Below are 13,576 nucleotides of genomic sequence, written 5' to 3'. Positions count from 1 at the left end.
TTTTTCATATTTAAAAATCAAATTTAAATCTTGCTCGGATACCGTATTCTGAAACATTCGGGTTATCCAGATAAGTAACTCTTTTAATTAAATCAACCCTGAAAAATTTGAATATATTCCCGACACCTACACTTACTTCAACATAGGGTTCACTTGTTAAAGTAAATGTAGAAGTGTTTCCGTCAATGTCTGTCGGGAAGTTCATTAATCCGTCTGTTATTAATGGATTATTTTTATCAGTTACATTCCCTTTTATTGCTTTAAATGATATTGTTTCTCGCAGTTTAAGCCGTTTTATCAAAGGTATTTTATTAAAGAAAAAGCCATAGAAATTATGTTCAGCATAAACAGCAATGTATTGATCACTTATGAATTCAAGAAAATTCATCATGTTATATGAATGCAGTTGGTAGGAATAGGTCTGATTCGCACGATGAATAAATAGTAAAGGATAAGGAATTTCCTCTCCGAACGCTTTTCCTGCTTCAAATTCAAAATTAGTAAATCCGATTGGTGAAAGGTGAAAACGTTTAAATACATTAAACGATAATTTACCATAATTAAAATCAGAATTGAAAACATCTTTTATTCCTTGAGTGTAGGATAATTGAAATACCGGGTATTTAGAAATAATTTGGGTTCTATAGTTAATTCCTTGGTAAAATTTTTCATTCGGGGCAAATCGTAATATTGCTGAAATTTCACTTGAGGTTATTTCATTTAAAGAAAAATCATCATAGTCAAAATGCAATGTTCCTCCCGGTTCTTGAATAATGTGTTTTAAGTTTACCGTTGTTGAAAAACCGTTTCCCCAATCTTTGAAAGGCTCAATTTTAAACATTTTATAATATAACAGTTTATCGGCGACCCCTCGTTTGAATGACAGTAAAAAGTTATCTTCATTAATAAACTGCATTTCCATACCCGGAAAATTTGTTTCTACTTGATACATTGCCATTATAGAGTGTACCGGGTATTCCTTTAACGGCTTTTTATTAAGCGACCATTTTGCACTTCCTGAATATTTAAAGCGTTCATCATTAAAGCCATATAACAGATAACCGTCTAGTCTTAAATGTTCACTAAATTTATCACCTGTTCTGCCTCCTAATCTAAAACGAAAACCTTCAACATCATTAAAGCTATAAAATGTATTTACCGGTCCGACATTTACTTTTCCGAACTCCCAATAACCGGCAACTAACAACATTAATATATCCATGGTTTTTTTAAAAGCAGGTAAACTTTGAACACTGTCAACCATTTTAAAAATATTCTCTTCTTGTTCTGATAATTTTGTCAGCCTTTCTTTTTCCCAAAATTCTTTCTTTCTTTGATCAAAACCGTCTTCTTTAATAACATTATCAATTCCTGAATATAGTTCTTCCGCCCTTTCTTTATTAAATAAATAGTTGTCGAAATGAACCGTCTTTTTCCCGAACATCCCGGCTCCTTTTTTTCTTACATTGAAATCGATAACCAACTCATCTTTTGTTAGTACCCAGCATTGATTGTTTTCAAAACTAAACTCTTGAACAATTTGAAGGTCATTCACGAAATTTAAGTTTATACCGTCAGTTAATTGTAGTTTTGCTTTAATCACGGCATAACTACTGTCATTTTTAATATACAAAGTCCCTTTAAAAGCAAAATCTAATTTATTTCTTGGTTGAAATGCAAGCTTAATACAATCGTAACCGTTAATATCTACAGTATCCATTATACGGAATTTATAGATAGCCGGAGAAATATTTGATAAGGGACTTACAAATTCATTTGTCAATAAAGGAATGTTGTTGTCATATATATCAATGTCTTCATATAAATAATCGGTCATCATACTGATTCCGTCATTATCAACATATTCTCTTGAACCGACAATATTTGTTCCTGTTATGTATTCTTTTTCAGACTTTGGTGATTTTTGATAATATACTTTTGATAAATTCTCTTGCAAAAATATCGGCAAATATGGTTTCCCGTTTATTGACGAGGTATCCACATAATCAAAGACAAATTGAAAATTTTTAAAAACTCGTTTATTTCTAAACCCCTCAGTAATATTATTAATGTCAAATTCTATTTTTTCATATTGGTCATACTCATAAAAATCCAAACTTTCTTTTCTGTTTACATTTTTATGTTCAATAACTTTTCTGATCAGAGTAACAGCAGGATTATCCTTGTTTCGGTATCTTTTTCTTTTTGAAGACACCACGACCTCATCCAGTATATAATTTTCAGGGTCTAACTCAAAATTAACAATTTGATTTTTTTCAGGTATAATATCACTATACTTACTATAGTACCCCATGTATAATGCCTGAATTTTATTTGAAGGCCATTGAGTTTCTAACGAATATTCTCCCTTATAGTCTGTGATTGTGCCGATATTTTTACCGACAAAAATAACATTAGCAAAAGGTATCGGTTCTTTGGTTTTTGCATCGATAACTTTTCCTTTGATATGAGTCATTTTTTGTGAATAGACTGTTGACCTTGAAACCAACAACAGGCTTATACTTAAAATGGCAATATATGTAATCCAATTTGTTCTCATTCAGACTAACTATTTAAAAATAAAATATTTGTTCATAAAAAAATTAAATCCTATGCCGATGATTACTGCCACAATAACTTTTGAAATGATATAATGAAAATTGAGGTATTCAACAAAAAGATAAAGTCCATATGTATTTAAAAAAATACTTGTTCCCCACACCAATATATACTTTAAAGCTTGTGTTGCTATCTTACCGTCACGTTTTTTAAAAACCCAATTTCTTGAAAACAGAAAAGCAACAATTCCTCCGGCAATTGCCCCGATTACGGCAGAAAGGAAATACCAAAGTTGAAATATCTCTGTCAGGCCTATTAAAATTGTAAAGTCAACAGCCGTTGCTATAATTGCTGAAATATTGTAGCGAAAAAAAGAAATAAGTATGTTTGGTTTTTTATCCGACTTATAAAACATAGAAATAAACAATTATTTGTAAAACAATATTTGCATATACTCCGGCTAAGACATCATCAAGCATTACGCTCCAGTCGCTTTTAAGGCGGTCTAATTTTCTTATATAAAATGGTTTTAAGATATCAAAAAATCGAAATAAGATTAAACCGATAAGATAATATTGCCAATGAAACGGTACAATTAAAACTGCAATCCATACACCGACAATTTCATCAATTACAATTTTACCGGCATCATGTTCCCAAACTTCATGCACTCTTTTTATAGAATAAACACCAATTAAAAGAACTAAAACTAAAACAACAAGATTAAGAACAACAACCGTAATTTCATGAATATTATAATAATTCAATCCATAGTTGAATAAATATAAAATTAATATTCCGAGAATAGAACCTGCTGTTCCCGGGGCAACTGGAGAGTATCCTGTTCCTAACCCTGATGCTATTAGTTTGTATGTTTTCATTTATTCTTCGTAATAATCTAATCCTAAATGTGTAATTAATGTTTCCCCCATTATATGACGTAATGTATTTTCAAATTTTATTTTTTGTAAGAAAATATCATGAATCGGCTCTAAACCTTTAACTGTTTGAGGTGATTTAAAATAAAATGACAACCATTCTTGTATTCCGCTCATTTCAGACCTTTGAGCCAAATCCATAAATAATGCTAAATCAAGAACAACAGGAGCTGCAAGAATAGAGTCTTTACATAGAAAATTAACTTTAATCTGCATTTTGTATCCCAACCAACCGAATATATCTATATTATCCCAACTTTCTTTATCATCTCCTTTCGGCGGATAATAGTTAATTCTTACTTTATGATACATGTTTTTATATAGCTCCGGGTATTGTTCAGGTTCTAATATGCTATCCAAAACACTTAGTTTTGAAACTTCTTTTGTTTTAAATGCACCTGCATCATCTAAAACTTCACCATCTCTATTCCCAAGTATGTTTGTAGAAAACCAACCGTCAATACCTAACAAACGTGTTTTTAACCCGGGACCTAATATTGTTTTCATTAATGTTTGACCCGTTTTAAAATCTTTCCCTGCAATCGGAACATTTAATTGTTTTGATAATTCTATTATTGCAGGAATATCAATCGTCAGGTTTGGTGCTCCGTTTGCAAACGGAACTCCGCTTTTAATTGATGCATAAGCATAGATCATACTTGGTGAAATAGCCGGATGATTTTCCTTTAAAGCTTTTTCAAATTTTTCAATGGTTTGGTGAATTTCTGATTCTTCAGTATATACTTCGGTAGAAGCACACCAAATCATAACCATTCTGTCACAATTATTTTCTGTCTTAAACTGTTTGATGTCTGCTATTAAAGCATTAGCAGAATCCATTTTTGTTTTTTCATGTTTTATATTCTTACCATCAATATTTTTTACAAAATCATGGTCAAAAACAGCAGACATCGGTTTTACAGCAGACATCTCATCTTTAAGATTATAAAGTAAGTTCTTATCCAATACTCCTGCTCTCATAGCTGCATCATATGTGTTTTCTGAAAATATATCCCATCCGCCGAAAACCATATCATCCATAGATGCTAAGGGTACGAAATCTTTTACATTAGGATTTTTATTCTCTGTTCTTTTACCTAATCGAATTTTTCCCATTTCAGCAATGGAGCCGATTGGTTTTCCCAGACCTTTTCGTGCAGCAAACACCCCTGCCATAAATGTGGTTGAAACTGCACCTAAACCGGGTGTAAGGACTCCTAATTTTCCGACAGGTTTTGTAACATTTTGTTTTGTATTCATTTATTTATTTTTAAAATTATTATTTCATTTTTTTATAACAATGATTTAACCTTTGAAATGCTGTATAGTTTGTGAGAATTGCCATTATAAAAATCGGTATCGTAAAAATGGATATGTTTTCTATAAAAGGAAAGGGGAGCCAATCAACGATAATTTTAAAATCACCGGTAAAATAAGATATGAGGCCGTATAAAATTGCAGAAATTCCAATTGTAAGGACTCTTTCCGGGCGTTGCATCAGTCCGACTTTACATTCTGTATTTAATGCTTCGGCTCTGGCTCTTGTATAGCTAACCATTATAGAACCGATCATTGCTATAAATGTAAAAATTGAACTCAAAAAGTAATCAAATGATACCAAATAGTAAGCAATTCCGAAAAACATAATCATCTCACTGTATCTGTCAACAACAGAGTCATAAAAGGCACCGAATGTTGACATTTTTTTGGTAATTCTGGCTAATTGTCCGTCCAACATATCAAAAACCCCGGCAAATAATAATATGCCGCCAAACCACGTTATATATCTCGTGTCTCCTCGTTCTCCTATTTCAGCCCCCATAATTAAAACAATTGTTGATAAAACTGTAATCAACAAGCCGATAGTTGTAATCATATTGGGTGTTATTCCACTCTTACTTAGTAAATTAATAAAAGGTTTCAATGCTTTATAAGCATTTGATTTTACCTTATCCCAGATTTTTTTTGAAGACATTTTTTTAATTTTTTAGATTTTTTCCCATTCTGCCGTTTTCCGAAAAAAATATTTTGAGGCTTGTATCTCAATTTCTTTTGGCCTCACGTCTGTTATTTTAATATCGAAATACATGCCTTTTTCAGGGCCGTACATTTTACCGTTTACCCATTCTTTTTCTTCTGTGTCATACTCTAAATTAGTAATAATCACTTTTCCGATTAATTGGTCTTTACGTTTTGTTTTATTAGGGTTTTTATAATCTGTTGTTTGCCCGTCTTCATATCCGTTTAATGCTATTATTCTTCCGAAATATTTATTATTGTGTTCAAATATTTCCAGGTCTAAACTGTTAGGAAGGTGATATTTGCCTACAATCGCATCGGCTTTTTGAGCGAATGTTTGTGATATAGAGAATATTATTAATGATATTGTTATTATTATCTTATACATATATAAAAATTTAGTTGATGTTTTTAAAAGCTATATTTCAATTTTAAATATAACATTGAATTGTCTTGATATTGCCCAAACCTGCCGTCACGTTCGCCGACAAAGATGTTTGAGCCGAGTTGTATGTTAAAACTGTCATCAAAATCATAGGAAACTTTAGGTCTGATGAGTGCATCTTCATAAGTTAGACCGATGTATGAGAACAATTCTAAATGAACAGTTTCTCGAAACATATCATAACGCGCCATAAATGTCATTGTGTTTTCAAATTCAGGATTTAATATGTTTTCGTCATAGTCTAAGATCGTTTGTTGAATAAACTGCGTACTCAGCTTGACATTTCCGATATTAAAATCTGCTCCGAGTAAATAATGCAAATAATCTTTCCCAACCAAAGCATCTGTTGCGAAAGGATCTTCAGTTTGAAAATATTTTCCGTTGTAATATGCCCCCTCGCCTCTAAAAATAACACCCTTTATTTCGGTGCTGAAAGATGCTCCCGCAAGATACAACCTGTGATGTTTCGGAGTAATGTTTAATTGAGTCAGCATCGGTTGCAATGTTTCCGGGTTTATGCTGAATTCTTTTTGAACGTGCATAGTCGGATTATCATCCCAAGTATATCCGCCCATCATTTCAAAATCAATTGCAGACGTTAGTGCCGTAAATTTTAAAAATACTTCACTATTTTCTAAACTTGGTTTAATGGTAGAGTTTGACCAGTCGAAATAAGCGGGAGCGGGAAATTCAGGCTGAATGTTCCAAATTGAGCCTTCTGCGGGAATTTCCGTTGGTGTAAATTGAGGAATCCAGATTGCTTCAAGTGTATTGTTGCCAATGTAATAATCTAATTTTACGGCATTTACTCCTGTTCTGATTTCATCAAAGTCGGGCAACAAAAATTCGGTTAAGTTAAGAGGCGAAACTATGTCGGTTATGAAAACTCCGTCTGCTTTTCCCCAAACAACCTGCTGTTTTCCTATTCTTATATCAAAGTTTTTGAAATATAGGTCAAGGTATGCTTCTCTTAATCGTAAATCCAAACTGTCTGACCAATAATGATATAACATAGGGTTTATCTTAAACGCTACTTTATCTCCGGTTTTTGAAATATCGAAATTAAATGTGTTTTGCAAAATTGATAAATCTCCGGAGTCGAACAGTACTCCCGTATAATTTCTCATATATCCCGAGTATTCGGTATTTTGTGCTTGTCCTGCAAGCATTAATGTTAACAGGAATAGCATAGTTTGTAATTTTTTCATTATAGTTAATTTAAATAATTTTAAAATCGTAACAGCTCTGTCATAATACCAAAGCGAATTACATTTAGTTGTTGGTTAAAATAAATATTGTAATAGTCCTGACCGTGATATAATTCAACAAATAAACCGATATCTTCTAAAAATCTCGGGGCATAAAATGCTGTTAACCCTATGTTTAAGCGGTCGATTGATTTGTTGCTCCATGTATAAATATCACCAAACATCCAATCTGCATTCAGCTTAATTGAGAAGCCTGCTTTTTTCTTTGCAAATTCCGTTTTATCCTGACGTATTTTAAATACAGAAAAACTGTTATTCCACCTATATTTACTGAATATTCCGTTTTGAAGGTTCTCAATTTCGAAAAAATGTTTTTGAAAAGATGTTCGAAAGAATTGACTTGCATTAAAATCAGTATTATAAAATGACCTTATTAATCCAAGTTCAAAATATTGTGTTGAGAAATCACCGGATTGTAAATTTATTAATCCGTCTTCCAGGTAAAAATCGCCGTCTTGTCCGTTTGAGTGATGCGCTAATCTGGCAAATACAGTGCTATTTTTATTTTCACGACAGATTTTGTAATACATCGTTATTTGAGGTATATAACTTGGTGTTTTTACCGGAAAAGATTCCTCTTGATACATTCTTATTATTACTTGAGGTGTTAATACACCAACTAGTCTGGCATCTTTATTTGTACGTATCGTAAAATTCGGGATTAAGTTTCCTTCAAACCATAAAGGTTCTATATTCCCTATATCAGTCGGGAATGTAATATAACTGTTTCCCTGATTAACTTGTGCAATCGTTATTAAATCAATATCCGGAATTGTATCTGCTTTAACAGGATAAGATATAATACTGATAAAAAGATATATTATTATAAGATGTTGATATTGTTTATTGCTCTTAATCACGGTGTTAAAATCTTTATAAGGCACTCTCAAAATAAGAGAGTGCACTTAATTGTCAACTAAAAATTGTTTTATAATCCTCGCATCATCATTCTTTCAGTAAATTTTGCATCTGAAACGCCGGTATTTATTTGTACATTATTTAATATCATTGAGGTTTTATGATTTTTTTGCACATTTTTCATTTCTGAATTTGTAATTACCCAGAATCCTGAAATTTTTTGAACTTTCTTAATTGTCAGTATTTTTAGCAGATCTTCGTCTTCATCATAAAATTCTTTTTTAACACCGACAAAATTTGACTTATTAATCCAGGTTTTAGTTTTGGAGTACATATAGTCTTCGTCTTTTGAAACACTTTCAACAACATAACAGGCTTGCCCGTTAATTGTTTCTGTTTTAAGCAACTTGTGATTGTCAGCATCTAATTTCCTGTCTCCTAAATCGTCATAAGTAAAATCGGATCCCATAAAATAGTCGCTTTTACTGTCGCTTGAAATACGTTTTGTTTTTTTCAATGCCGGTAAATAAATCCATTGGTCGTCAGCTTTGTTACTGTCATAAGTCCAGCTCATAAAAGATGTATTTTTTACGTCTGCCGGAGATTGAAAAAACATAATGCTTTTTTCAACAGTTCCCATATCTTTTGAGAACTGTTTTATTTTACGAACTCTTTGTTTTCCTTGTTTATTTGTCAATGTCATTGTTAAAACAGACGTTTTATCTTTTCCGGCAGGCAAGTTATATGCTTTTTCTACTATTTGCTTTCCTGTTAATTGTGCGTTTGCACCTAAGCTTGCTATCATTAATACAGCAATTGCTATTGATGTGATTTTTAAATTTTTCATTTTGTTTAATTTTAATTTAGTTATTAATTTTTTTCTTTTTAAAATATAAGTTTCCGCTGTATAAAAGAATCAACATAACAGTCAAAGTTCCTACAAAACTTGTGAACATATTAAGCGAAACTAATGCTCCCAGCTCTCTGTTCGGCGGGAATACAGAAAACGTAAGAACCATAAACCCGACTATGACAACAACAGCATTAAAAATAATTGCTCTTCCTGAGTGAGCCATTGTTTTTTGTGCTGTCAACATTTTGTCTCCGGTTTTTTTCGCATTTGTTCTGTATTGTTCTATAAAATGTACGGCATAATCAATTCCTATTCCTATTGCAATACTCGATAATAGAGCTGTTGTTGTATTTAAAGGAATATTTAAGAATCCCATTATTCCGAAACTCATTAAAGCTGTGATAACTATAGGTACTGCACCAATTAAGCCTAATCTTATATTTTTAAACATCAGTGACAATAAAACAATAACAATCAATAATGATAATATCAAACTCATTATTTGGCCTTCAAGAATTAAGTCTGTAAATACCAGCCCCTTGTATCCACTGCCGGCGTATTTTACAGTTATTCCGAGTTTTTTGAAATCGTCCTCAAAAGTTTTAACAACTTTAAGGGTTGAATTTATTGCTTTAGAATTGTCGCTTTTAAGCTGAAATGTTACATTAAGTTTTTCGTAATCATAATCAACAACTTTGTTCAGGTTTTCAGGGTCGCCGGACATTTCATAAAGCAAAAGGTATTGGGCAATCATGTTTTTTGTGTCCGGGATTACGTTAAATTTTTCATTATCGGCATTCATTACTTTGTTCATTCTGTTTACATAATCAGTCAGAGAAAAAGAGTTACCTACAACCTGTAATTCTGATTCAACTTTGTTTTGCATTTTGTCAACAAGTTTCAAAACTTCGGGATCTTTAAATGTTTCTTTTTTACCTTCTGCGTCAAGAATTAAATTAAGTGTTGTTGTTCCTCCGAAATGACTGTTAATAAATTTATCTGTCATTACAATGTCGCTGTCTTTCTCAAATTTTTCAAGGAAACTTGAATTTATCCAAATTTTTTGCATCCCGACAATTGAGCCGATTATAATAAGTGCTGTTACTATAATTGAAATACTTCTTTTTTTTATTACTGCTGTTGCAAATTTGTCCGCAATATGAGAATTGTGTTTCCCCTTATTTTCTTTAGCCTTTTTAATTTTCGGCAAGCCGAACACCATAATTCCGGCAGGTATTAAAGAAAGAGAAAATAACATGGCAGCCATTACGCCGAATGCCGTGAAAATACCGAAATATTTAATCGGGTAAACTTGTGATGTTAACAGTGAAATAAACCCTACGGAAGTTGTTACTGATGTCATTACAACCGGCTTCCACATATTTTTTATCATGTCTTTTACTGCTTCTTTTTTCGTTGCATCCGGATTTTTTCGTTGAAACAGGTGTAAGTGGCTGTATAGATGAACACCGTCAGCAACCCCGATTGCAATAAGCATTACCGGAATCATTGTTGAAACGGCATAAATCGGAACATTTACTAAAGCCATTAAACCGAAAGCCCACAATGTGCTGAAAAAGACAACACTCATTGTCAATAATGTGCTTTTTACACTTCTGAGCATTATAAACAATACAATTGTAATTACAAGTAATACAATAGGCACCATTTTTTTCATATCTGCCGGACCGAGTAATGCCATTGTACCTTCGACAATCGGGCGACCTGCAACATGAATTTTTATGTCGTCTGTTTGGAAACTTGAAGCAGTTTTCAAAATATCACCGTAAAACTCCTGTGTAAAAACATCATCTCTGATTTCGGCAATAATAACAGTAACCGTTTCGTCTGTTGAAACAAGTCTTCCGAATACCATTTCATTGTTTTTAACATTTTCTTGTAAAACATTTAAGGTGCTGTCTGTTTTAGGAACTCTTTTGAAAAAAGCCCTTACATCCATACCTTCTTCTGAGCCGACAATGTTATCTGCGGTGTATAAGGATGTTACGTCTTCTTTTTCAATCTCATCCATTTTTTGCAGCCTTTTTGTGAGCTGCTTTAAAGTATCAAGCGTTTCAGAATTAAAAATTCCGTTTTTATTTTCTATGGCAACAATAATTCCGTCGTTAATTCCGAACCATTCTTCTGCTTGATCGCTGAATACAAATGCAGGATGATCTTGCGGCATGTATTTGTCAAGGTCAGTTTCCATTTTTGAGTTTTCTTTCATATAATAAAAGAACACACCGCTTATAATAAGCGTTAATGCAATAATCAGCCAAGGGGCTTTCAACAATTTATTTAATAATTTCTCCATTTAATCTTTATTTGTTAGTTAATATTCACTACGTTTGTTTTGTAAAATAAAACGCATACTAATATGCGCAAGTTTGTTTTTATTTAGATGATATTGTTTTAATAGACTCTATGAGTATTTTTCCTTCCTTTTTCAAATTAAAATTGTAATTTTCTAAGCTCCATCGTTTTACCATTAGTCTCAGTGATCCCATAACCATTAATGCAAGAGTTTTTTCGCTTACATCGGTTCTTATTTCACCCTTTTTTTGACCGGCAATTAAAATGTTTTCAACAGTTGATTCGTTTGTATTTAATATTTCAACAATTTTTTGTTTAAGAACTTCTTCGTTTTTAAAAATTTCTTCGGAAAAAAGAACGGAAACAAGCGAGGGCGTTTCGGTAAATAAATCTACCATTTTTTCAAACATAAAAGATATTTTTTCTACTGCTGTTATTTGGATTTCGGACATCATTTTTGCTAAAAATTTTGCCATTTGTTTAAAGTTATCCAAAATAGCCAACAAAATATGTGTTTTACTGTCGAAATGACGATAAATTGCTGGTTCTGAAATGCCGATTGCTTTTGACAAGTTTTTTATTGTAAAACCTTGTATTCCTTTTTCAGCAATTAATTTTATCGACTCATCAATAATTTGAGATTGTCTTTCGGACAACATAATTTGTTAGTTAGTATTCACTCGCAAATAAAAAGATATTTTTTTTACTGTGCAAATCTTTTTTTGTTTTTTTCATGCACCAAAACCCCAAAAGGTATATTTGTTTGATTTCCAGCAAGATGTGTGCGGCGGGTTGGAAAATATTATTTTCCCAACATAACAATTATCTGAAATTAATCTCAAAATCATCAACATAAATAATGTTTTTTGTCGGGTTATAGATGTATATTTTTATCAAATCGCCCGAAAAAAATTCTTTCGGCACAGAATAGGCATATTCAAAGTTTTCCCAAGAATTAATATTTTGTACAAAAGAACTTATGCTTTTTGTATGCCAAATATTATTAATACTGTCTCCTCTGACTTCAATTGCTAATTTGATATTACCATCTTTTACGGTTTGAAAAATTTTACATTTTATATTGACGGTTTTTATTGTATCGGGAATATTTTTTACGCCCCATTCAAAAGTTAAGCTGAAATTTTCTCCGTTTCCGGTTTTTGAGGATGTTTTTCCCGAGAAAAACTGTTCGGTTGAGATAGTTTGCATTTGTCCCCAAGAGTCTTTTTTTTCACACGGTATGAAAAAGTTTGTTTTTTTCTCGTCTCCGGTTACGACATTAACAAATTCATCAGAATACAGAACTTTCATTTTTTTTGCAACATTTCCGGCAACAGCTCTTCTGCCCTTTTCGGCATAATGTTCCGTTGTCCAGTTTTGATCAATAAATTCCTCATTAGGCACTAATTCAAGATTATCGACAACAATAACTCCTTTTTTTGTGTAGCGAGAAACTAAAATATCTCTGTTCTTTCTTATCAAAAACACAAGGTCTTTACCTACTAATTCGTTTGCTTTTTCGGTATTTTCTGACAGAAGATTAAAAACGATATTCCAATTTCGTTTTTTGGCTAATCCAACAATTTCATCAAAATCTTTAATCCTAGGATTTTTTAAGGTGTCAATTGTAAATGCATAAGCTTTGATATAATGGCAGGCTAATTCAGTAAGCTCCTGATTGCGAGACCCGTCAGGGTTCAAAACTCCATTATTAAACATATCTTTGTCCCATTCAATTACATTTTTATAAGGAAATTCGTAGGGAAAGTCAATTTTATCTTTTTTCCACTTTCTTTTAAATTGTTTATTTCTTTCGTCTTTTGTTTTTAAGTCATAATCTTTGAAAGAAAGCCTAAACCTGTTATACAGCGGCGGATATTTTTTTAATAAAACAACACTTTTTTGCAGAGAGGTTTCTAATTCCGAAAAAATCCATTGAGCATTGAAAGAGCGTAAATTTAAGGTAATAATAATTGTTTCAACTTGAGATTTTTCGGGTAACAGCTGAAGATATACCTTGTAAATTCCTGAGTGAACAGCACCTCTGTCAACTGTTCCGAACTTTAAATCGGGAAAATATTCTGATATAAACTTACTGATTGAGCTTTTGTTAATATCGCCGCTGCTAACTGTTGCATTTGAAGATTCTCCGAAATATACTATTTGACAACTGTCTTGGACTTCTCGTATTTCACGTATAATTTTTGAATGCTTTTGTATGTCAGATTCAAGAAAGAAATACGAATAAATAAGGTTAGAAATAACCAAAAATATAATTATTATAAAAATCCGGAATAATATTTTTTTTAATATCTTCATA

General features: G+C 32.0%; 12 protein-coding genes. All 12 read right to left on the bottom strand.

What is annotated here, in order from left to right:
* Nucleotides 1-10 precede the first annotated feature (10 nt).
* On the bottom strand, nt 11-2,560 hold the full coding sequence (locus tag L3J35_01525; GenBank protein ID MCF6364859.1) for a DUF5686 and carboxypeptidase regulatory-like domain-containing protein: 2,550 nt from the start codon (nt 2,558-2,560) through the stop codon (nt 11-13).
* Between the two features lie 9 nt (nt 2,561-2,569).
* Nucleotides 2,570-2,974, bottom strand: coding sequence for a GtrA family protein (locus L3J35_01520; GenBank protein ID MCF6364858.1), 405 nt, complete (start codon nt 2,972-2,974; stop codon nt 2,570-2,572).
* Entirely contained in the window at nt 2,964-3,440 is a 477-nt protein-coding gene (locus tag L3J35_01515; GenBank protein MCF6364857.1) for a phosphatidylglycerophosphatase A, read from the bottom strand. The genes L3J35_01520 and L3J35_01515 overlap by 11 nt, the downstream gene beginning before the upstream one ends.
* On the bottom strand, nt 3,441-4,757 hold the full coding sequence (locus tag L3J35_01510; protein ID MCF6364856.1) for an inositol-3-phosphate synthase: 1,317 nt from the start codon (nt 4,755-4,757) through the stop codon (nt 3,441-3,443). It abuts the gene before it with no gap.
* 19 nt (nt 4,758-4,776) lie between these two features.
* Nucleotides 4,777-5,472: a CDP-alcohol phosphatidyltransferase family protein gene (locus L3J35_01505; protein ID MCF6364855.1), complete on the bottom strand. Its 696-nt coding sequence runs from the start codon at nt 5,470-5,472 to the stop codon at nt 4,777-4,779.
* Between the two features lie 12 nt (nt 5,473-5,484).
* The gene (locus L3J35_01500) at nt 5,485-5,904 is read right to left on the bottom strand and encodes a DUF2147 domain-containing protein (protein ID MCF6364854.1); all 420 of its coding nucleotides are present in this window, start codon (nt 5,902-5,904) and stop codon (nt 5,485-5,487) included.
* A 23-nt stretch (nt 5,905-5,927) separates the two neighbouring features.
* Nucleotides 5,928-7,169 (bottom strand): hypothetical protein, encoded by a 1,242-nt coding sequence (locus L3J35_01495; GenBank protein ID MCF6364853.1) that lies wholly within the window; start codon nt 7,167-7,169, stop codon nt 5,928-5,930.
* Between the two features lie 20 nt (nt 7,170-7,189).
* Nucleotides 7,190-8,089, bottom strand: a complete 900-nt coding sequence (locus L3J35_01490) for a hypothetical protein (protein ID MCF6364852.1) — start codon at nt 8,087-8,089, stop codon at nt 7,190-7,192.
* A gap of 68 nt (nt 8,090-8,157) precedes the next feature.
* Nucleotides 8,158-8,934 (bottom strand): outer membrane lipoprotein-sorting protein, encoded by a 777-nt coding sequence (locus L3J35_01485; protein ID MCF6364851.1) that lies wholly within the window; start codon nt 8,932-8,934, stop codon nt 8,158-8,160.
* 16 nt (nt 8,935-8,950) lie between these two features.
* A complete protein-coding gene (locus L3J35_01480; GenBank protein ID MCF6364850.1) occupies nt 8,951-11,257 on the bottom strand; it encodes an efflux RND transporter permease subunit in 2,307 nt (768 codons plus the stop codon).
* A gap of 79 nt (nt 11,258-11,336) precedes the next feature.
* Nucleotides 11,337-11,915: a TetR/AcrR family transcriptional regulator gene (locus L3J35_01475; protein ID MCF6364849.1), complete on the bottom strand. Its 579-nt coding sequence runs from the start codon at nt 11,913-11,915 to the stop codon at nt 11,337-11,339.
* Nucleotides 11,916-12,078: 163 nt separating this feature from the next.
* A complete protein-coding gene (locus L3J35_01470) occupies nt 12,079-13,575 on the bottom strand; it encodes a hypothetical protein (GenBank protein ID MCF6364848.1) in 1,497 nt (498 codons plus the stop codon).
* Nucleotide 13,576 lies beyond the last annotated feature (1 nt).

Source organism: Bacteroidales bacterium (assembly GCA_021648725.1).
Classification (GTDB): Bacteria; Bacteroidota; Bacteroidia; order Bacteroidales; family JAADGE01; genus JAADGE01.
Note: the sequence above shows the minus strand (reverse complement) of the source record. Positions and strands in the feature narration are given on the sequence as shown.